Source organism: Pseudomonas sp. DE0010 (assembly GCF_007680745.1).
In the GTDB taxonomy this organism is placed as follows: domain Bacteria; phylum Pseudomonadota; class Gammaproteobacteria; order Pseudomonadales; family Pseudomonadaceae; genus Aquipseudomonas; species Aquipseudomonas parafulva_B.
Window position 1 is genome coordinate 47,253 of sequence record NZ_VEJQ01000009.1, and the last position, 20,829, is coordinate 68,081.

Genomic DNA, 20,829 nt, shown 5'->3' on the forward strand with positions numbered 1-20,829 from the left:
GCGAGCGTTTTATGGCGCTTGGCCAGTCAGCGAATGAAGTGCACCTTGCCCACGTCATCGTTGCCGGTGTAAATCCCGTAGACACCGGCCTGACGCTCGAGAATGTAACGCTCGAGAATCTGCCGGATGGCGGGGTAGTAGATGTCGTCCCAAGGGATCTGCTCTGGTTCGAAAAACCGATAGGCCAGGGTTTCCGGGCCATACTGGCCCGTTTCCTCGGTAACGAAGGCGCGGAAGATGATGTAGACCTCGCTGATCTTCGGCACGCTGAAAATGGAGTAGGGGCAGACGATCTCCGCCCGTACGCCGCTTTCTTCCCACACCTCGCGCAGCGCCGCCTGTTCGGTGGTCTCGCCGGCTTCCATGAAGCCTGCCGGCAGCGTCCAGGTGCCGGGGCGAGGGGGGATGGCGCGTTGGCACAGCAGGTATTTGCCGTCGCGCTCGATGATGCAACCGGCAATGATCTTCGGATTGATGTAATGAATGTAGCCGCAGCTGGTGCAGTGCAGCCGTTCGTGGGTGTCCCCCGCAGGTATGCCCTGGGCCAGCGTCGTGGTGCAATGAGGGCAGTAGCGGGGAGCACTGGGCATGATCAGCGACCTATGCGAGGTTCCTTGAGGGCCAGGGGAGCGACGATCTCGCGAACCTTGGCGTTGTCGTCTTGTTTCTGGCGCAGATAGTCCAGTGCAACCTTGGCGGCGGCACGCACGTGATCGACCGAGGCCTGGTGAGCCACCAGGGGGTCGCCGCTTTTGATGGCCTCGACCATTTTTTCCATTTCCAGGTTGCTGGCACCACGGCGGTTGGCCTGGGATACCGATGTGGCACGCAGGTAGCTGATGCGCGCCTGCAACTGACGAAGCTGCTGCGCCGCGACCTGGTTGCCCGAACCCTCGAGCAGCACGTCATAGAACCCTTGCACCGACTCGAGCACCTGTTGCAGCTCACCTTCTTCCAACGCCTCACGGTTGACGTCCAGGGCGCGTTCCAGCGCGCGGATGTCCTTGGCCTTGGCATTGAGCGTGAACAGCTGCACGATCAGGCCTTCCAGTACGCAGCGCAACTCATAGATGTCGCGTGCATCTTCAAGGGTGATGATCGCAACACGGGGGCCCTTGGCGTCGGCGAACTCCACCAGGCCTTCGGATTCCAGGTGGCGCAGGGCTTCACGCACGGACGTGCGGCTGACGCCAAGGCGGTCGCACAAATCGCGCTCTACCAGGCGGTCGCCTGGGAGCAGGTGGAAGTTCATGATCGCGCCGCGCAGTTTATCGAGCACGATTTCGCGCAGGGTAACGGGGTTGCGATTGACCTTGAAGCTGTCGTCCAGTGGCTGGCGTTTCATCGAGTGCGCTCTGAATGAGGCTGCCCGGCCACGACCGTAACGGGGCACCACGACCCTGGGTGCTCCTTGCGTGGGTACGAACAGCCCGGTGTTAACGGGTGGACTCCGCGTCGGCCTCGGCGAACGCTTCCCGGGCCAGGCGGAAACTGTCCACCGCCGCCGGGACGCCGCAATAAATGCCGACCTGGAGCAGAATCTCGCGTATTTGCTCGCGGCTCAGGCCGTTGCGCAAGGCGCCGCGGATGTGCAACTTGAGTTCATGTGGCCGGTTGAGTGCCGAAATCATGGCCAAGTTTATCATGCTGCGCTCCTTGAGCGACAAGCCTTCGCGGCCCCAGACATGGCCCCAGCAGTACTCGGTCACCAGTTCCTGCAGAGGCTGGGTGAATGCGTCGGCATTCTGGATCGAACGGTTTACATAGTCTTCGCCCAGGACCTGTGTGCGAATCTGCAGACCTTTTTCGTACTTTTCATTGCTCATGTACGCTACTCCGGAATAAAACAGGGGCGCTAAGGAGAGTGAGAAGCCGGCGCGCCCCTGAAAAAGTCGCGCCTCAGCCCAGTGGGGGCAGGGCGCCCAGCTTACCCTTGTGGTACACCATGGGCGTCATCGGGTCGGCGGGCAGCACCAGGTTTTTTACGGCGCCCACAATGATTGCATGGTCGCCGCCGTCGTACTCTCGCCACAGCTCGCATTCGATGATCGCCGTGGCGTTGTCCAGCAGCGGGTTGCCCAAGGCGCTCAGGTGCCACTGTACGCCTTTGGCCTTGTCCTTGCCTTTGCCCGCGAAGGCGTAGGCTTCGGCCGTCTGGCCTGCCGACAGCAGGTGGATGGCGAACTGCTTGCTGTCGCGCAGGATCGGGTAGGTGTCGGAGGCGTAGTTGGGGCAGAACAGCACCAGCGCCGGGTCGATCGACAGCGCGCTGAAGGCACTGGCAGTGATGCCGACGATACCACCCTCGGCGTCCAGGGTGGTGACGACCGTCACCCCGGACGGGAAGGAGCCCATCACGTCTTTGTAGATGCCAGGTTCGATCATCGGTGTTACCTCTTAGCGCATCACGAAGGGGTCGGGCATGGGGGCGGTGGACAGGTTGATCCACACGGTTTTCAGCTCGGTGTAGGCCAGCACGGAGTCGATGCCGCTTTCGCGTCCGTAGCCGCTGTTCTTGAAGCCACCGATGGGCGCCATGGCAGATACGGCGCGGTAGGTGTTGACCCAGATGATCCCCGAACGCACGTCGCGCGCCAGGCGGTGGGCACGACCCAAATCGCGGGTCCAGATACCGGCGGCCAGGCCGAACTGTGAATCGTTGGCAATGGCCAGCGCCTCTTGCTCGGTCTTGAAGCGAATGACGGCCGCCACCGGTCCAAACACCTCTTCCTGCATGATGCTCATCGAGTTGCTGTCGCATTCGAACAGCGTTGGCTCGTAGAACCAGCCCTCGCTGTCGACCTGGGCCCGTTTACCGCCCAGGTGCAGCTTGGCGCCTTCGGCCTTGGCCGCGGCGACCAGTTGTTCGACCACGGCCAACTGCTGTGCAGTGGCCATCGGGCCCATCTCGCTGGCATCGTCCTGGGGGTTGCCAATGCGAATGCGCTGGGCACGCTCGATCAGGCGCTTGACGAACTCGTCGAAGATTTCATCCTGCACCAGCAGGCGCGACCCGGCCACGCAGCTTTGTCCGGACGCTGCATAGATCCCCGCCACGGCACCGTTGATGGCGCTGTCGAGGTCGGCGTCTGCAAAAATGATGTTCGGCGACTTGCCGCCGAGCTCCAGCGACAGCTTGGCGAAGTTCTCGGCGCTGCTGCGCACCACGTGGCGAGCGGTGGCCGCACCGCCTGTGAAAGCGATCTTGCGCACCAGCGGGTGGCGGGTCAGCGCCGCGCCGGTACTCGGACCATAGCCGGTGACTACGTTGACAACGCCAGCCGGAAACCCTGCTTCCAACGCCAGGCGCGCCAGCTCCAGAATGGTCGCCGAAGCATGCTCGGAGGGCTTGAGCACGATGGTATTGCCTGCGGCCAGGGCCGGCGCCAGTTTGATCGCCGTCAGGTACAGCGGGCTGTTCCACGGGATGATCCCGGCGACCACACCGATAGGCTCGTGCACGGTGTAGGCGAACAGATCCGGCTTGTCCAAGGGCAGCGTGCCGCCTTCGAGCTTATCGGCCAGGCCTGCGGTGTAATGGAAGAATTCTGGCAGGTAACCCACCTGACCGCGCGTTTCGCGGATCAGCTTGCCGTTGTCACGGCTTTCCAATTGGGCCAGGTGTTCCTTGTTCTCGGCGATCAGGTCCCCGAGACGGCGCAACAGCTTGCCACGGGCTGTGGCGGTTATACCCCGCCAAGCCTGGCTTTCGAATGCCCGCTGCGCGGCTTGTACCGCCAGTTCCACGTCGGCTTCGCCTGCGTCCGGCAGCTGCGCCCAGGGCTGTGCGGTGGCCGGGTTCAGGCTGTCGAAGGTCTTGGCGCTTTGCGCATCGCACCATTGGCCGTCGATGCACATCTGAAAACGAACGAGGGTCATGCCACTATCCCCTTGGCTGATTCGGTCAGGCTGCGGGCTTTGGCGAGAAAGTCCAGCAGCATCTTGTTCACTTCGCGCGGTGCCTCCACCGGCATCATATGCCGCTGCTCGGCCAGCACCACACTGTGCGCACCCGGGATACGGGCGGCGAGCTGGCGGGCCATGGCCGGAGTAGAGCCGGTATCGAGCTCACCCGTGGCGATCAGCGTCGGCACCTGGATGCTGCCCAGGTCACCTGCGCGGTACATGTCCTGGGTGGCAAACAACGAATAGGTGGTGTGATAACCCTGTGGGTCGTTGCTAGCCAGCACTTGACGGATGGCAGCCACCTGGGCGGGGTTCGCCGCCTTGTACTCGCGGCTGAACCAGCGGTCCAGTGCCGCCTCGACATTGGCGTCCGGGCCCAGCTCTGCCGCCTGAGCGGCACGGGCAATAACCCCGGCGCTCTGTTCGGGGCTGCGGTTGAAGACGCTGTTGAGCACCACCAGGGCAGCGATGCGCTGGGGGTAGTGCAGGGCGAAGGCACGTGCGACCAGGCCGCCCATGGAGAAACCGATGACGATGGCTTGGCTCAGTTGCAGGTGATCGAGTACCTCGGCCAACTGGGCGGCATAGCCTTCGAGGCCGACGTCGGCCGGGGGCAAGGCACTCTGGCCGTGGCCGAGCATGTCATAGGCGATGACGCGGTAGTCGTTGGCCATGCCAACGATCTGACCGCCCCACATTTCCTTGTTCAGGCCCACGCCGTGAATGAGTACCACGGGTTGACCCTGACCGACGGACAGGTAACTGGTGCCGGCGGGGGTTCGTTCAGCGACGGGCTGAATCATGAAGGGCGCTCCTTTGAGGTCGGGCGTGGCGAATTGATCGCCACACCCAGGCCCGGCTTGATTGTTGTTATTGAGCGTTGGCCTTCTCGGCCGCCAGTTCTTCCAGGTCGATGTAGCGGTTACCAATGCGTGGGTGCAGGCGGCCGCCATCGGCAGCGCCAAGGACCACCACGATTTCATCGGCGCGAGGTGCGTCCTCGATCTGCATTTCCAGGGTGATGTAGTGCGAACGCAGGCCTTCGTCGTCTTTTTGCATCATCGGAATCTGGATCGACGTGCCAGGGCCACCGCGCTTGTTGGTAAAGCTCAGGTAGCTTTTGGCCTGCACGGCTTCGCGGTAGTGGTTGCCGAAGCGCAGGGTATGGATGACGGCCGATGCGTGTTCGATTTCACCGTCAGCGCCCACCACTGCCGCCTTGCCGTAGGCCTCGATCTTGTCGGCACCGCCAATGGCGGCGGTCAGTCGCTCGACCATCAGCGCGCCGAGTTCCGAGCAATGCGCGCGGATTTCGGGCTTGAGGTCGTCGACGAAGCCACGGCCAGCCCAAGGATTCTTGATGACCACCGCCAGGCCCACCATGGTGACCGGCGTGTCAGTGGCCTTGCCACCTTCGATCCGGGTCTCTTCGGAGTAGGTGACGATCTTGCGAATTTCAAAACTCATGGGGGGCTCCTGTACGGTGTGATCAGATCTTGTTGTCTGATGGTATACCATAATATTTGTTCTGCAAGCATTGCGTGGCGTTTTCTCATCCCACCGAGACGAAAGGTGAGCTGATGTGCAGGTCCGCAGCGCATCTGTATCGAGCGCGCGGGGGCGGTACCTGTATTCGGGCTGAAAAAAACCCGCTCGCGCATGGCCAGACGACCCGCGCGAGCGGGCATGCCCCGCAAAAAATCAGGTAAAGGGAATTCAGGTGAATGCCGGGATCACTTCCTTGATGAACAGCTCCAACGATTTTTTCTTCTCGGCGTGGGGCAAGCTGTTGTCACACCAGAAGCTGAATTCATCGACGCCCAGTTCTTGGTAGTACTTGATGCGCGCGATGATTTCTTCCGCAGTGCCAATCATGGTGTTCTTGCGGATGTTCTCCAGCTCGAATGCAGGCACTTCGGCGAACTTCGCTTCAGGGCTGGGCTCCAGGAAACCATTGACCGGCATGGTCTTGTTGCCGAACCAGGCGTCGAACGTGCGGTAGAAACGCGAGATGGCGCTGGCGCCCACCTTCCAGCCGTCCGGCTCTTGCGGGCTGTGTACGTGGGTGTGGCGCAATACCATCAATTGTGGGCGCGGCACGTCGGGGTTGTTGTCCAAGGCGGCCTGGAACTTGTTGCGAAGGTCCAGCACTTCCTCGTCGCCCTTCATCAGCGGCGTCACCATCACGTTGCAGCCATTGGCCACGGCAAAGTTATGCGAGTCAGGGTCACGGGCCGCGATCCACATGGGTGGAGTGGCATTGAACGGCTTGGGAACACTGGTGGAGGTCGGGAACTTGTACACCTCGCCTTCATGGGCGTAGTCACCCTCCCACAGCTTGCGTACCACAGGCACCATTTCGCGCAGCGCCTTGCCGCCATCGGTGGCTGGTATGCCATTGGCCATGCGATCGAATTCGAATTGATAGGCGCCACGGGCCAGACCCACCTCCATGCGCCCGTTGCTGATCACATCGAGCAAAGCGCATTCGCCGGCGACGCGGATCGGGTTCCAGAACGGGGCGATGATGGTGCCAGCGCCCAGGCGGATCTTCTCGGTACGCGCCGCCAGATAAGCCAGCAATGGCATGGGGCTTGGCGAAATGGTGTATTCCATGGCGTGATGTTCGCCGATCCACACGGTGCTGAAACCGCCGTCTTCGGCCATCAAGGTCAGTTCGGTGAGGTCTTCGAACAACTGGCGGTGGCTGACCTGTTCATCCCAACGTTCCATGTGCACGAACAACGAAAATTTCATGGGGCATTCCTCGGACTGGGTAGTGTCACCCGGCGTACAGCCGGGTATCGCAGCGGACAGCGCAATGCTTTGCGCCAAGTGCGTTCAGGGGGGCAGAGGTCAGGCGAGTGCAGGCAGGCTGGCCATCTTCCCGCGGCAGTACACCATCGGCAGCGGCGCTTGCTCCGGCACGATCAGGTTGTGCACCTTGCCCACCATGATTGCGTGATCGCCCCCTTCGTATTCGCGCCACAGCTCGCATTCGATCACGGCGGTAGCACCGGCGAGAATGGGGTTGCCCAGCGCGCTCAACGACCACTCGATGCCGGCGGCCTTGTCCTTGCCCTTCTTGGCGAAGGCGTAGGCCTCGGCCTGCTGATTGCCGGATAACAGATGAATGGCGAAGCGTTTGTGCTTGATCAGCACCGGATAGGAGTCGGAGGTGTAGTTGGGGCAGAACAGCACCAGGGGAGGGTCCATCGACAGGGATGAGAAGGCGCTGGCGGTCAAGCCAACGACCGAGCCGTCGTCGTCCAGGGTGGTGATGACGGTAACGCCGGATGGGAAGGAACCCAGGACGTTCTTGTAGACGGTTGCGTCGATCATCTGATGTACCTCTTAAAGCTGCGGTGGGCCGCGTTTTTTATCGTTGATGTGTCTGATGGTATACCGTAATACCTTTTTTGCAAGCACATTTTTCGACTTGGCCAACACCACGATGAATGGTCCAAAGCCGCGCATTTCAAGGCCTATAGGCCTAAGTTGACGGATTGCGGTAGCCGCTGAATCGGATCAGCTGACATTTTGAAATGCGGATCAGTATTGTCAAAACCTTGGAATACCATAATATGGTCTTCAGCTGAGAGGCCGCCTAGATGCGGTTTCCTTACAACGATAAAAACGACCTTTCGAGCTAAAAACCATGTCCCAACCGTCGTCGCAACATCAGTTTGTCGAGAATCACACGGTCGATTACGTTCCACCTGCCGAGCGCCATGGGAAGGCGCGCGACCTGTTTACCCTCTGGTTCAGCACCAACATTGCGCCACTGCCCATCGTCACCGGCGCCATGGTGATCCAGGTGTTCCACCTGAACCTGTTGTGGGGGTTGATCGCCATCGTCATGGGGCACTTGCTGGGAGGCGTGGTGATTGCCTTGGCCTCTGCACAGGGGCCGCAGCTGGGCATTCCGCAGATGGTGCAGAGCCGGGGCCAGTTCGGGCGCTACGGCGCGCTGCTGATCGTTTTCTTCACCGCGCTGATCTACGTGGGCTTCTTCATTTCCAACATCGTGCTGGCAGGCAAGACGATCCACGGCATCGCACCCACGGTCCCCATGCCCGGCGCGATCGTGATCGGCGCCTTGAGCGCCACTGCCATCGGCGTCGTGGGCTATCGCTTCATCCATATTCTGAACCGCATCGGCACCTGGGTGATGGGCTCGGCGTTGCTGGCTGGGTTCATCATGATGTTCACCCAGGTACTGCCGGGCGACTTCTTCAGCCGTGGTGCCTTCAACCTGTCCGGGTTCATCGCCACCGTGTCGCTGGGCACGATCTGGCAGATCAGCTTCTCGCCGTACACCTCCGACTATTCGCGCTACTTGCCGCGTGAGGTAGGGATCGCGCGTCCATTCTGGGCGACCTACTTCGGCGCCACCCTGGGCACCATCCTGTGCTTCAGCTTCGGGGCAGTGGCCGTGCTGTGCGTGCCCGAAGGCACCGATGCCATGGATGCCGTCAAACAGGCCACCGGCTGGCTCGGGCCGATCCTGATGGTGCTGTTCCTGCTCAACATCATCAGCCATAACGCCCTGAACCTGTACGGCGCCGTGCTTTCGATCGTGACAGCGATCCAGACGTTCTTCGCCCAGTGGACGCCGAGCATCAAGGTACGTGTGGTGCTGGCCAGCGTCATCCTCGTGGCCTGCGCACTGGTTGCGCTCAATGCATCGGCCGACTTCATCGGCCAGTTCATCGGCCTGATCCTGGCGCTTCTGCTGGTGCTGGTGCCCTGGGCATCTATCAACTTGGTCGACTTCTACCTGATCAAGAAAGGCCAGTACGACATCGCCTCGATCTTCAGCGCCGACGGCGGTATCTATGGCCGCTTCAACCACCACGCGATCATTGCCTATGCCTGCGGCATCCTGGTGCAATTGCCATTCGCCAACACGGCGCTGTATGTCGGCCCGTACTCGAACATCGTCGAAGGGGCCGACCTGTCGTGGCTGTTCGGTTTGTTGGTAACGGTGCCGCTGTACTACTGCCTGGCAACCCGTGGCAAGGCAGCGCAGAACGTGGGGCGGGTGGTCAGCGTCAGCAAGTGAGCCTGCGGCCTCACGTTGAGGGGCCGCTGGTCGGCCCCTCTCACAGGATCACACCTTGAATTGCGCAACCATGGCATTGAGGTCTACCGCCAGACGTGACAGATCCTGCGCTGCTGCGCTGGTCTGGTTGGCCCCGGCCGAGGTCTGCATTGACAGATCACGGATGTTGACCAGGTTGCGATCCACTTCTCGGGCCACCTGGGCCTGTTCCTCCGAGGCGCTTGCGATCACCAGGTTACGCTGGTTGATCGAGGCGATGGCCTCGGCGATGACCTCAAGCGCGCGCCCAGCACCTTGGGCCACCTCCAACGTACCGGCCGCCCGACCCTGACTGCTGGACATCGCCATCACGGCGCGTTCGGTGCCGTTCTGGATGCCCGCGATCATCTGTTCGATTTCCGCAGTCGATTGTTGAGTGCGGTGGGCGAGGGCGCGCACTTCGTCGGCCACCACCGCGAACCCTCGGCCCGCTTCACCTGCCCGCGCCGCTTCGATGGCGGCGTTGAGTGCCAGGAGGTTGGTCTGCCCTGCGATAGCGCCGATCACGTCCAGCACCCGGGTAATTTCATTGGCGCTGCTCGCCAGCTGCTGCACCTGCGCCGAAGTGCCGGTAACTTCGGCTACCAACTGCTCGATGGATTGCAGTGCCTGGTTGACCTGATCACGCCCGTCGCGGGTCGTGCGGTCTGCGCCTTTGGAAGCGTCCGCTGTGCTCACGGCATTGCTGGCGACTTCTTCCACGGCTGCGGTCATCTGGTTGACGGCCGTGGCAGCCTGGTCGATTTCGGCGCTTTGCTGGTGCAGGCCACGGCTGGTGTCTTCGGTCACGGTGTGCAGCTCTTCGGACGCCGACGCCAGTTGGTCCGACGAGGCCGCAATGCGGGCAATGGTCTGGCGCAGGTTGGCTTGCATGCGGGCCAGGGCCTGCAGCAGCAAGGCGGGCTCGTCGCGGCCCTCGGCCTGGATGGGCTGGGTCAGGTCACCGGCCGCCACGCGCTCTGCGGCGGTAACGGCTTGGGCTAGCGGCACGATGATGCTGCGTGTGAGCAGGTAGGCGATCATCACCAGTGCCAGCAGGATCACAACCAATGCCGTGATAATGGCCACTAACGCCTCATCGGCCACGTCGCTGCTCAGCTGGGAGGCGGCTTCTGCGCCTTTGGCGTTGAAGGCGATGAGCGTGGACATGGCTTGCATCATCGTTTCGGCACGTGGCGTCAGCGGGCCGTTGATCAGCTGGCGAGCACTGTCCATGCGCCCGGCCGAAAGCTCGGCCAGGACCGTTTCCTGGAGCTCGTGGTAATGCTGGTAGGCGCTGCGAGCGGTTTCGAACAGCGCGCGGTCTTCGTTGGATACGATGGTGGCCACGTAGGCCTCGAAGCCTTCATCCAATTCGCGTTCGATACTCTGGATCGTACTCAGGTAGCGGGTGCGCTCGCTGGCATTCTCTTCCAATGCACCGCGCAGGGTGAGGGCGCGAGTACGGCCCAGGTTGCTGTTGATTGCACTGAGCGACATGACGGTGGGCATCCAGGTCAGGCGGATTTCATCCGTGGACTCATCCATCTGCTGTGTTTCATACAGGGCGACCAGCCCCATGGTCAGGATCAGCATGCCTAACAAGGCAAACACGCAGGCTGCGCGAATGCCGATCTTCATGTTCCTGAAATGCATTGAAGGCTCCTAGGGAAGGCGTGCAGGGGCGAGGCGCGTCGGCGCAAGCCGTTCGAGACGGCGACAGGCTCTGGGGATGCTATGGGGCAGGAGGGGAGAGCGGTGGACTTGAACGCGCGGATGATGACATAAAGCCATTATTGTAGGACAGTCATGCAATGTAACGAGATGAGAGTGCCGGTGCTATAGATCCAGCCCTTGTGGGAGCGGCCTCGCCGGCGCCCCGGCGACGCCGCTCCCACGTGCCGCGTAAAGCTCGGGCCCGCATCTGGAGAACAGCCTCTTAACGTCCACTTTGCTGACGCCGATACGCACCCGGCTGTACGCCCACGGCCTTGGCGAAGGCACGCGTGAACGCCGCTACCGACTGATACCCCGCCTGAGCACCTACCTGCTCGACCGTATGGCCGGCGCGCAGCAACTGGCTGGCATGGCGCATGCGCAGTGCCAACAGCACTTGGCCGGGTGACTGCCCGGCCAGCTCGCTGAAACGCTTGAAGAACGCCGACCGCGACAAACCCGTGCACGCCGCCATGCGTTCCAGCGTCCAGATGGCCCCAGGCGCCTTGATCAACTGTTCGAGCAAGTCCGCAAACACCGGCTGGCGGGCAAGGGCGATCAGCCCACCCAGCGGCTGAGCGCCATGCACCTGTTGGCGCAGGGCATACAGGAACAACAGGTGCGTCAGTCGCTCCAGCAAGACTTGAGAGGGCCCGTTGGCGCGCCGGCATTCTTCCAGAATCAGATCGAACAAGGCGCGTGCAGCGCTACCTGCGGGATCCTCGGCGCGCAGGATGATCAGATCGGACATTGCGTCGATGATCAGCGCCGAGAGGCCGCTGCTGAAATGGAAGAACCCACAGACCAGGCCCACCCCATCGCTCGCCTCGGCATCAAGGGGCTGCATGGGCTGGCGCGGTTGGGCGCAGGCCTGCGCGGCATCGGCTTCGCTGGCAAGCCGATAGCTCACGTCACGCAGCAGGAACACGGCATCGCCGCGCTCCAGGCGCACCGGCTGCTCGAGGGTCTCTGCGTGCAGCCAACAGCCGCCTTGCACGACCAGGTGAAAACTGGCGTGGCCCATGCCGTGGGTGCTGGCGTGCCAGCCTCCACAGTAACGGCCGACATGAAACAGGCTGGCGTCTAGCTCGAGGCTTTCTAATAACCGCTCGACGAGATGGCTGGACGAAATCATCTAAGGCAAACACTCAGGAGCAAGTAAAAACGACTGATGAATATGGAGCGTAATTCTTATAACCAACAGACTGTACTGATACACGGCAAAGGAGAGTACCCCATGTCCTCGCGCATTACCCTACACGACCTGCAGACCGCACCAGAGGCGGCCAAGCCGTTCCTCGAAAACGCCCAGAAGAACTCGGGCTTCATCCCCAACCTGCTGCGTGTCCTGGCCAACGCCCCAGCCGCGCTGGAAACCTATGTCACCGTTTCGGCGTTGAACGGCAAGTCAGAGCTGACCTTGGCCGAGCGCGAAGTGGTTCAGTTGATCGCTGCCACCCAGCACGGTTGCGACTTCTGCGTGGCGGGCCACACGGCGGTGGCCCTGAACAAAGCCAAGCTGCCCCACGAAGTGGTCGACGCCCTGCGCGCGCGCGGCGAGCTTCCCGACGCGCGATACGAAACCCTGGCGGCGTTTGCCCGCGAAGTGATCGCCACCCGCGGCGATGTGAGCCCGGCCACTTACCAGGCTTTTCGCGACGCGGGCTTCACCGAGGGCAATGCGCTGGAAGTGATTCTGGGTGTCAGCCTCGCAACCCTGTGCAACTTTGCTAATGTGTTCGCCCAGACGCCGCTCAACGACGAGCTGGGTAAGTATCGCTGGCAACAGCCGTCTGCGTAAGACGCAGGCAACCCGCCGCTTTGGCGGTCGGTGCAGGAACGGCCAGTGGCCGTGAACGGGTCGCCAGGCGGCCGCGGCGTTTCAAAAGGAGCAAGAAAACATGCAAGAGTGCGCATTTCGACAGTGGCTGGATGCCAATGCCGAAGCCATCGACCGTGGCCAGTGCGAGCCGCAACAGGTGCTGTCCCAGATAGCGCAGTCGCAATTGCTGCGCGTTGGCATCGACCCTGCCCTGGGCGGTTCAGGTGGCCAGATCACCGACGCGGTGGAGGCCATCGCAGCCATTGCCAGTCGTTCACTGGCCACGGCCTTCGTGTGCTGGGGGCAGCGGGCCTTCATCGAATACCTGCTGCAAAGCCCCAATGCCGGGCTGCGCGAACGGCTGCTGCCTGCGCTGTTGAGCGGTGAGCTGGCCGGCGCCACGGGCTTGTCCAACGCCATGAAGTTTCTTTCGGGTATCGAGACGCTACAGGTGCGCGGCCGGCCCCAGGAGGATGGCTGGGATTTGGAAGGGCGGTTGCACTGGGTGACCAACCTGCGCAAGAGCGGCTTCGTTGTAGCCGCTGCCATCGAGGATGACGCCGGTGGCGCCCCCTTCGTGCTGGCCATTCCGTCGGATGCACAAGGTCTTGAGCGCTCTGACGACCTGCAACTGATGGGCTTGCAGTCGAGTAACACCGCTGCGCTGGCCTTCCACCAGGTGCAATTGTCGCGTGACTGGTTGCTGCACGACAACGCCCGCCAGTTCCTGCCCCGTGTGCGGCCGGCTTTCCTGGGGCTGCAGTGCGGCATGGCCATCGGCCTGGCGCGCAGGGCGCTGGAAGAAGTCCAGGGTCACCTGCACGGGCGCGCTTCGTTCCTGAATGAAGCCAGGCAGGTACTCAGTGCTCGCCTGGAGAACACCGTGGGTGAGCTCAAGCAAGGGCTGCTCGATGAGCGCTTCAGGGAGCAGCCGGCAGCGCTGTTCAAATTGCGCATCACCCTGGCCGAGTGCGCCGCCGATGCCGTGCAGCTTGAGCTACAGGCCAGCGGCGGCAAAGCTTACCTGTGCGAATATGGCGAAGGCTTCGCGCGGCGCTGGCGTGAGTCAGCCTTCGTACCCATCGTCACGCCCAGCCTGGTGCAACTGCGCGCTGAACTTCATCGCCAGGCAGCATCGGCATGACCCACGTTGTGCTACAAGCCAAGGACATCAGCCTGGGCTACCCCCGTGCCGAGGGCTGGCAGCAGGTACTGGCCCGGTTCGACCTGCAACTGGCCCCAGGCGAGGTGGTGAGCATCCTGGGCCCCAGCGGTGTCGGCAAGTCCAGCCTGCTGCGCGTGCTTGCGGGCCTTCAGCAACCCCAGGGCGGGCACGTGATGCTGCACGGCCAGCCGCTGCAGGGCCCGCATCCGCGCCTGGCGGTGGCCTTTCAGGACCCAAGCCTGCTGCCTTGGCTGAGCCTGGAGAAGAACGTCGCCTTCGGCCTGGACTTCGCCCGCCAGCCAACGCTTGCCGCAGACGAGCGTCGGGCGCGCGTCGACCATGCCATTGCTGCCGTAGGCCTGGATCATGCACGCAACCAGTACCCGGCCCAGCTCTCCGGTGGCATGGCCCAGCGCACGGCACTGGCCCGATGCCTGGCGCGCCAGCCAGAAGTGCTGCTGCTCGACGAGCCGTTCGGCGCGCTGGACGAGGTGACCCGCGCCGACATGCAGCAACTGCTGCTGCAATTGATCGCCACGCACAACACCGCGGCGGTCCTGATTACACATGACATCGACGAAGCCCTGCTGTTGTCCGACCGCGTATTGCTACTGGGCGACCACCCAGCGCACACGCTCGGGCAATGGCTCGTCGACCTGCCGCAACCCCGGACGCAGCAGGTCGAGGCATTGGGCGCCTTGCGCATCGAGATTCTCAAAACCCTTCGGCGGGCAAGCCGCACAGTCGAACCCCAACCCACCCCCTTGCCCTCGGAGGCTGTCCATGTGCATGGATGACTGCTGCGCCGCTTCTTCGCGTCGCGATTTTCTCAAGATGAGCGCACTGCTGACCGCAGCGGGCGCATTGCCGCTGCTGTCCAGCTTGCAGGCACGCGCCGCCGCCGAACCCGATGCGCCTGTGCGCATCGGTTATCTACCCATCACCGATGCCACCCCGTTGCTGGTGGCGCACAACAATGGCCTGTTCGAGGCCGAAGGCATCAAGGCCGAACGGCCGGTCTTGCTGCGCAGTTGGGCACAGGTGATCGAAGCGTTCATTTCCGGGCAGGTCAACGTCATTCACCTGCTGTCACCGATGACGGTATGGGCGCGTTACGCAAGCAAGGTGCCAGCCAAAGTGGTGGCCTGGAACCACGTGGGCGGCTCGGGGCTGACGGTGGCGCCAGATATTACCGACATGAAACAGCTCGGTGGCAAGACCGTGGCCATTCCGTTCTGGTATTCGATTCATAACGTTGTGCTGCAACAGATGCTCGCGGACAGTGGCCTGACCGCCGTGTCCAAACCCGCCACAGCAGCGCTTGCCGCCAACGAAGTGAACCTGCTGGTGCTGCCTCCCTCGGACATGCCCCCGGCCCTGGCCAGTAAGCGCATCGCCGGCTACATCGTCGCCGAGCCGTTCAACGCCTTGGCCGAAAACCTCAAGGTCGGGCGCGTGCAGCGCTTCACCGGGGACGTCTGGCGCAACCATGCCTGCTGCGTGGTGTTCATGCACGAACACGACCTGAACAACCGGCCGGACTGGTCGCAGAAGGTGGTCAACGCCATCGTCAAGGCCCAGCAATGGACCCGCGAGCACCGGGCCGAGGCGGCTGCTTTGCTGTCCAAGGCAGGCCCTAACAAGTACACCCCACACGATCCCGCGGTGTTGACCAAGGTGCTGGCACCTGCTGCCAGCGACCGTGCCGACTACATCGCCACCGGTGCCATACAGCACCAGCAGTGGGATGAGAAACGCATCGACTTCCAGCCTTATCCGTACCCCAGCTACACCCAGGAGCTCGTCACGCGGCTCAAGCGCACCTTGATCGAAGGCAACAACGCGTTTCTCGCCGACCTGGACCCGGCACACGTGGCCGGTGACTTGGTAGACGATCGTTTTGTGCGCAATGCCATCGCCAGCGTCGGCGGGCCTTCGGTCTTCGGTATTGCCGACACCTTCGAGCGCAGCGAGGAGTTCGCGGTCTGATGCGCAAGCATGTGGTGCATGCCAGCCTGGGGCTGGCCGGGTTGCTGGGGTTGCTGCTGGTCTGGTGGGCAGGGGTGGCAGCCTTCGGCCAGCCCGATGGCCTGTCGGCACGCTTCTCGCCCTCGGCCACCTTTACCAGCCTGATCGAGCTGCTTGGGCAAGGCGAGGTGTACGGTCATATCTGGGTCAGCCTCAAACGCATCCTGGTCGGTTTGCTGCTGGCGCTGCTGATCGGTGTGCCCCTTGGGCTGCTGGTGGGCAGCTACCGACACCTGGAGGCGGCGACTACCCCTGCGTTCCAGTTCCTGCGCATGATCTCGCCGCTGTCGTGGATGCCGGTCGTGGTGATGCTGATGGGGGTGGGCGATCAGCCCATCTACTTCCTGCTGGCGTTCGCTGCGCTGTGGCCGATCCTGCTCAATACCGCTGCCGGGGTGCGGCAACTGGACCCGCGCTGGCTGCAGCTCAGCCGAAGCCTGAGCGCCACCCGTTGGGAAACCCTGTGCAAGGTGATTGTCCCCGGCGTGATCGGGCACGTGCTCACAGGGGTACGGCTGGCCATCGGCATTTTGTGGATCGTGCTGGTGCCCTGCGAGATGCTCGGGGTGAGCGCAGGCCTGGGATACTTCATTCTCGATACACGCGACCGACTGGCCTATTCCGAGCTGATGGCCATGGTGCTGCTGATCGGGGTGCTGGGCTTTGCCCTGGATGCGCTGGCCCGCGGCCTGCATCGCCGTTGGGTGCATGCCTGAGTGCGGACGACCTGCGCCTTGTCACCGGCGCAGGAGTAGGGGAGTCAATGTACCGTCAGGCGTTGCTGCACGCAGGCCTGGGCCTGAAGGGCTAGCTCATCCAGATGCTCGTCCCGACGCTGTTCGGCCTCGATCATGGCGTCTTCGCCGTGCTGGTTCAGCAGATAGGTGTGGATTTGCATGACTTCGGTCGTCTGGTAGATAGGCGCGATGTCCAAGCGCCCGATCAGGGCATCACCGCCTTGACCGGTACTGCTCATCAGTACCTGTGGGCCGTTGGCCGAGACCGCTTGCATACCCATGGCTTCGAACCACGGCACCTGGTGGGCAAAGGCATTCAGTTCAATGTAGCGGTACTGAGCCTGCAGGTCGGCCAGCAAGGCGCGTGCGATCCCCTGGCGGCGGTGCGTGAGCGCTACAGCCAGGAACGCCAGGGCGCAGGCCTGGTCGTCGTTGTCGGCTGGCAATGCCAGAGCAAAGCCCAGTAACTGGTCCGGGGCATCGGCATCGAGTGCCAGGGTCAGGGCAACGCGCAGCCCGCGGGTACCATCGAGTGCTTGCAGATACTGGTGCACCTCCATGCCTACACCGTACTGGTACAAGGGGTACAACGGGTTATCAGGCGTAATGGCGACACTGCTCAGCTCACCCACTTGGTGGATGACCAGTTCACGGATCTGGTTCTGGAACGACTCGGGTGGCACGCTGGACAGGCGGCTCAGGATGTACATCGGCAAACAGGCTCCGGCGAATGGAATACAGCCCGCAACATGAGTGCGCGGGCTGTACAGTCTACCCGTTTTTGCCGTTATCGCCGTGGGCGCGCATGGCGTCGATCATCAAGTCCAGGTTCTGCACGGCAGCCCCGGCAGCCCCTTTGCCCAGGTTATCGAAGACGGCGGTCAACAGCACCTGGCCTTGCGAGGGGTTGGCGTACAGCGCCAGGCGCAGATCATCGGTCCCGTTGAGCGCCTGCGGGTCGAGGCGCTCGGCTGTGCCCTGGGTTTGCAGCGGCATCACCTTCACGTGGCGGGCGCCCTGGTAGTGCTGCTCCAGACACGCCTGCAACTGCTGCGCGCTGACCTGGCCGGGCAGCAAGCGCAGGTGCAGGGCGATGCTGAGGACGATGCCCTGGCGATAGGCGCCGTAGGCGGGCATGAACATGGGGCGGGCCGATAGACCGGCGTGGGCCTGGATCTCGGGCACGTGCTTGTGCGCCAGGTCCAGCCCGTACATGAGCAAGGCCGAGGCGGCGCTACCGTCTTGCTGCTCGTGCCGCTGCACCGCTGCGCGCCCGCCGCCGGAATAGCCCGAGATGGCATGGATGGCCAGCGGGTAGTCGGCAGGTACCAAGCCAGCCGCGATCAGGGGGCCGAGCAATGCGATCGCGCCCGTCGGGTAGCAGCCAGGGTTGCTGACCCGGGTACTTTGGCCGATATGCGCAGCCTGGTCCCGATTCAATTCGGCGAAACCGTAGGTCCAACCTGGCGCGGTGCGGTGGGCGGAGCTGGCATCGATCACCCGTACACCGGGGTTGTGGATCGCGCTCACCGCTTCGCGTGCAGCGTCATCGGGCAGGCAAAGTATGGCGATGTCGGCACGGTTGATGGCCTCGCTGCGGTACCTGAGGTCCTTGCGCTGCGCGTCGGCAAGTGTCAGCAGGCGCAGGTCCGTGCGATCGTGCAGGCGGGCATGGATTTGCAGCCCGGTGGTGCCTTGATCGCCATCGATGAAAACAAGAGGTAGATGCATGTTCACGTGTCCAGGCGGTAGGTCGGACACCAGAGTCGCTTAAGCTGGGCATAAAGAAAATTTACATTTCATGACTGGCACGTTCAGTTATTCTGAATCTTCCGACGTTTACCTCAAGGAAGCCGTAACCCTGTGCGTGAAATCAGCCTTGACCGCCTGCGTACGCTGGTGGTGATCAGCCAGCTTGGGTCTTTTGCGGCGGCAGCCCGTCAGCTCAATCTGGCACCCCCCACCATTAGCCTGCACGTGGCCGAGCTGGAGTCGCGGGTGGGCGCCTCGCTGCTGACCCGCACACGCGGCCAGGTTCGGCCGACAGCCATCGGCGAAACCCTGCTGGTGCGCGCCAGACGCCTGCTTGCCGATGCTGAAATGGCCTTGGATGAGGTGCGCAATCAAGTGCAAGGCCTGACAGGGCGCGTGCGGCTGGGCGCATCGACCGGGGCCATCGCGCACCTGCTGCCCGAGGCGCTCGAGCACCTGCGCAGTGAACACCCTGGCATCGACGTGCAGGTGCAAGTGCTCACTTCACAGGCGTCCCTGGTGCAGCTGCGTGAAGGGCTGCTGGACATTGGCCTGGTAGCGTTACCACAAGTGGCGGGCAAGGGCCTGGCGGTCACCGCTTGGCGCCGAGACCCTATCCTGGCCTACATGCCGGCTGACTGGCAGCCGCCGGCAGCTGTCACCCCCCAGTGGCTGGCCGAGCGGCCTTTGATCCTCAATGACAGCAGCACGCAGTTGTCGCGGGTCTGCACCGAATGGTTCGCAGCGGCCGGGCTGCACCCACAGCCGCGCATCGAGTTGAACTACAACGACGCGATCAAGCGCCTGGTGGGCGCCGGGTACGGTGCAACGTTGCTGCCGCAGGAAGGTGAAGCGATGGAGGCGGACCCGCGTCTGGTCTGTCGACCTTTGCGGCCTGGGTTGTGGCGGCAGTTGGGGATCGCCTGCCGGGACGCCAGGCAGGAGAGGGCTACTACCTTTGTGCTTCAAGCATTGGAGCGGCTGGGTCAGTAGTATAGGAACGCAGTAGCGGTGAATGCTGGGGATGACGGGTTGAGCACTTATGGGAACAGGGCTGCGCAGCAGCCCCAGGATTTCAGCTTCGCAGCGCATATTGCCGGGGCCGCTTCGCAGCCCATCGCGGCCGGTCCGGCGCTCCGGCAAGACCGCTCCTACACGGAAATCGGCTAGCCTTTGGGGTAGTGCTAGGCAGTTGCTTTTGCGAGAGTCTGAGCCCCCGCTATCTCAGCTATTCCAGGGTCAAGGCGGGGCTTCGCCGGGGCGCCGGACCGGCCGCGATGGGCTGCGCAGCAGCCCCAGGTCTTCAGCTCGGGTTAGAGATGGTCGCGACAGCTCTATGGCTCGTCTCGGCCAGTCTGACGAGCCGGCAAGTCCGTTTTGAAACTTGCAGATCTGCCGGTCTGTGCAAGACGACAATCCTCAATACAGCCCTAGAACCAGCGATCGTTCTTTTTTCGCCCACGAGTCAAGGCCGGCAGGATGAGACCGACCAACAAACCGGCCCCTGCGATGCTGCCGCCATACACCATGTAGCGCATCATCACCTGCTTGTTCTCGTCACCCAGGCGCGCCTGAGCGTCGCGAAGGTTCGATTGACTCTGGTCCAGCTGCTCGTTCAAGTCTTTGTTGCGCGCCTGGAGTTCATCGACCAGTTGCTTGCGCGAATCCAGGGTTTCCTGCATACCCTGCACCCGGTTTTTCCAGCTGTCATCGATGGTCTTCAATTGCCCTGTCAGCTCGGCCACCTGAGCATCGAGCTGAGGCAGGCGCTCGTTCTGACCAGGCACTGATTGCAGGTCACTGGAAAGGATCCACACCACATCACCGTTTTGTCCACGAACCTGACTGTAGTTGCCCTGTGTACCGATCAGCGTCAGTGGCTGCCCGGACTTTAGCGTACCGACGATACGGTGGCCGTCGGTCGGGCCACTGCGTACGTAGGTGCTGAGGCTGTCACTGACCCAGCGTGCATCGCTGGCTGGCGCCTCGGCGTGCGCGGGCGTGACAAACGCCAGCGCGCTGGCAAGCAGACCGCCGCGCAGGGCAGTGAGGGCAAAGGCAGTTGGGCGGGAGTCGGGCATTTTGGGGTCTTCGCTGAAACTGGACAAATGTAGGCCGGTGGATGGGCCGCGAACCGGTCGGGTAGTGAACCGTCAGCGAAAGACCGTTTTTTTGTAAGCTGGTTCACCGCTAGCATCGCGAAAAGTCTTCAACATGTTGCGCAAATGGATGAGCTGCGCAGCAGTGTGCATCAGGTCAATCTGGATGATCGTCCGGCACGCCGATCGTCAATTCGTCAGGCAGAGGCAGTAAGGGCGAGGCCTGCAGGGCCCACCAGGCATTTTTTCTGTACACCGGTTCGAATTGGTAAACCTGCCCGCGGCAGGGCGGTGTACCAGGGTCGAGCAGGTGCCGCCCCTGAAGTAGAAAGCTGACGCCGTTGGCTCCCAGGATGCAGCCAAACGCCTGGTCGGTATCGAACCAGGCGACTCTACCTTGCAGAAGGTCATTCATGCGCGCTGCGCTCATGCGGCTGGGAGGCGCTGACGATATTGCGTCGGTCGCTGGCAATACGAAACTGGCACTTTTACCAGTTTCGCGGGTAGGTATCAGAGCGACC

22 protein-coding genes are annotated in these 20,829 nt (G+C 62.7%); 7 read left to right on the forward strand and 15 right to left on the reverse strand.

Annotated features, from left to right (window positions below):
* Positions 1 to 26: 26 nt before the first annotated feature.
* The 9 genes from FS767_RS09195 to FS767_RS09235 all read right to left on the reverse strand — a co-directional run bounded on the left by FS767_RS09195 (position 27) and on the right by FS767_RS09235 (position 7,248).
* A complete protein-coding gene (locus FS767_RS09195) occupies positions 27 to 590 on the reverse strand; it encodes an NUDIX hydrolase (RefSeq protein ID WP_144964944.1) in 564 nt (187 codons plus the stop codon).
* A 2-nt stretch (positions 591 to 592) separates the two neighbouring features.
* Entirely contained in the window at positions 593 to 1,345 is a 753-nt protein-coding gene (locus tag FS767_RS09200) for a GntR family transcriptional regulator (RefSeq protein WP_058605900.1), read from the reverse strand.
* Between the two features lie 91 nt (positions 1,346 to 1,436).
* Positions 1,437 to 1,826, reverse strand: coding sequence for a carboxymuconolactone decarboxylase family protein (locus tag FS767_RS09205; RefSeq protein WP_023535056.1), 390 nt, complete (start codon positions 1,824 to 1,826; stop codon positions 1,437 to 1,439).
* Between the two features lie 73 nt (positions 1,827 to 1,899).
* Entirely contained in the window at positions 1,900 to 2,385 is a 486-nt protein-coding gene (locus tag FS767_RS09210) for a flavin reductase family protein (RefSeq protein ID WP_058605899.1), read from the reverse strand.
* Between the two features lie 12 nt (positions 2,386 to 2,397).
* Complete coding sequence (locus FS767_RS09215) at positions 2,398 to 3,879, reverse strand: aldehyde dehydrogenase (RefSeq protein WP_144964945.1); 1,482 nt, start codon at positions 3,877 to 3,879, stop codon at positions 2,398 to 2,400.
* A complete protein-coding gene (locus tag FS767_RS09220) occupies positions 3,876 to 4,709 on the reverse strand; it encodes an alpha/beta fold hydrolase (protein WP_144964946.1) in 834 nt (277 codons plus the stop codon). Before FS767_RS09220 ends, FS767_RS09215 begins: the two co-directional genes overlap by 4 nt.
* A 67-nt stretch (positions 4,710 to 4,776) precedes the next feature.
* Positions 4,777 to 5,373: an amino acid synthesis family protein gene (locus tag FS767_RS09225; protein WP_058605896.1), complete on the reverse strand. Its 597-nt coding sequence runs from the start codon at positions 5,371 to 5,373 to the stop codon at positions 4,777 to 4,779.
* A gap of 249 nt (positions 5,374 to 5,622) precedes the next feature.
* Complete coding sequence (locus FS767_RS09230) at positions 5,623 to 6,663, reverse strand: LLM class flavin-dependent oxidoreductase (RefSeq protein WP_144964947.1); 1,041 nt, start codon at positions 6,661 to 6,663, stop codon at positions 5,623 to 5,625.
* A 99-nt stretch (positions 6,664 to 6,762) separates the two neighbouring features.
* On the reverse strand, positions 6,763 to 7,248 hold the full coding sequence (locus tag FS767_RS09235; protein WP_023535123.1) for a flavin reductase family protein: 486 nt from the start codon (positions 7,246 to 7,248) through the stop codon (positions 6,763 to 6,765).
* A gap of 316 nt (positions 7,249 to 7,564) precedes the next feature.
* Between FS767_RS09235 and FS767_RS09240 the strand changes: the two genes are divergently transcribed.
* Positions 7,565 to 8,971: a cytosine permease gene (locus FS767_RS09240; protein ID WP_144964948.1), complete on the forward strand. Its 1,407-nt coding sequence runs from the start codon at positions 7,565 to 7,567 to the stop codon at positions 8,969 to 8,971.
* A gap of 48 nt (positions 8,972 to 9,019) precedes the next feature.
* Here the strand turns inward: FS767_RS09240 and FS767_RS09245 are convergent, their stop codons facing one another.
* Together FS767_RS09245 and FS767_RS09250 are read right to left on the reverse strand one after the other, a co-directional pair.
* On the reverse strand, positions 9,020 to 10,645 hold the full coding sequence (locus tag FS767_RS09245) for a methyl-accepting chemotaxis protein (RefSeq protein ID WP_144964949.1): 1,626 nt from the start codon (positions 10,643 to 10,645) through the stop codon (positions 9,020 to 9,022).
* Between the two features lie 283 nt (positions 10,646 to 10,928).
* Entirely contained in the window at positions 10,929 to 11,840 is a 912-nt protein-coding gene (locus tag FS767_RS09250; RefSeq protein WP_058638357.1) for an AraC family transcriptional regulator, read from the reverse strand.
* Positions 11,841 to 11,942: 102 nt separating this feature from the next.
* On the opposite strand from FS767_RS09250, the gene FS767_RS09255 reads away from it, so the two are divergent.
* The 5 genes from FS767_RS09255 (at position 11,943) to FS767_RS09275 (ending at position 16,436) form a co-directional block, all read left to right on the forward strand.
* A complete protein-coding gene (locus FS767_RS09255; protein WP_023535132.1) occupies positions 11,943 to 12,506 on the forward strand; it encodes a carboxymuconolactone decarboxylase family protein in 564 nt (187 codons plus the stop codon).
* A 100-nt stretch (positions 12,507 to 12,606) separates the two neighbouring features.
* Positions 12,607 to 13,671 (forward strand): acyl-CoA dehydrogenase family protein, encoded by a 1,065-nt coding sequence (locus FS767_RS09260; RefSeq protein ID WP_144964950.1) that lies wholly within the window; start codon positions 12,607 to 12,609, stop codon positions 13,669 to 13,671.
* Entirely contained in the window at positions 13,668 to 14,489 is an 822-nt protein-coding gene (locus FS767_RS09265) for an ABC transporter ATP-binding protein (protein ID WP_058605890.1), read from the forward strand. Before FS767_RS09260 ends, FS767_RS09265 begins: the two co-directional genes overlap by 4 nt.
* Positions 14,476 to 15,681: an ABC transporter substrate-binding protein gene (locus FS767_RS09270; protein WP_058605889.1), complete on the forward strand. Its 1,206-nt coding sequence runs from the start codon at positions 14,476 to 14,478 to the stop codon at positions 15,679 to 15,681. Before FS767_RS09265 ends, FS767_RS09270 begins: the two co-directional genes overlap by 14 nt.
* Complete coding sequence (locus FS767_RS09275; RefSeq protein WP_144964951.1) at positions 15,681 to 16,436, forward strand: ABC transporter permease; 756 nt, start codon at positions 15,681 to 15,683, stop codon at positions 16,434 to 16,436. Before FS767_RS09270 ends, FS767_RS09275 begins: the two co-directional genes overlap by 1 nt.
* A gap of 44 nt (positions 16,437 to 16,480) precedes the next feature.
* Here FS767_RS09275 and FS767_RS09280 read toward each other — a convergent pair whose 3' ends face one another.
* Together FS767_RS09280 and argC are read right to left on the reverse strand one after the other, a co-directional pair.
* Entirely contained in the window at positions 16,481 to 17,167 is a 687-nt protein-coding gene (locus FS767_RS09280) for a GNAT family N-acetyltransferase (RefSeq protein WP_144964952.1), read from the reverse strand.
* Between the two features lie 61 nt (positions 17,168 to 17,228).
* A complete protein-coding gene (gene argC, locus FS767_RS09285) occupies positions 17,229 to 18,188 on the reverse strand; it encodes an N-acetyl-gamma-glutamyl-phosphate reductase (protein ID WP_144964953.1) in 960 nt (319 codons plus the stop codon).
* A gap of 132 nt (positions 18,189 to 18,320) precedes the next feature.
* Here argC and FS767_RS09290 point away from each other — a divergent pair, with 132 nt between their 5' ends.
* A complete protein-coding gene (locus FS767_RS09290) occupies positions 18,321 to 19,202 on the forward strand; it encodes a LysR family transcriptional regulator (RefSeq protein WP_144964954.1) in 882 nt (293 codons plus the stop codon).
* 437 nt (positions 19,203 to 19,639) lie between these two features.
* On the opposite strand, the gene FS767_RS09295 is transcribed toward FS767_RS09290, so the two are convergent.
* Entirely contained in the window at positions 19,640 to 20,290 is a 651-nt protein-coding gene (locus tag FS767_RS09295) for a TIGR04211 family SH3 domain-containing protein (RefSeq protein ID WP_144964955.1), read from the reverse strand.
* 175 nt (positions 20,291 to 20,465) lie between these two features.
* Positions 20,466 to 20,723, reverse strand: coding sequence for a hypothetical protein (locus tag FS767_RS09300; protein WP_144964956.1), 258 nt, complete (start codon positions 20,721 to 20,723; stop codon positions 20,466 to 20,468).
* Positions 20,724 to 20,829 lie beyond the last annotated feature (106 nt).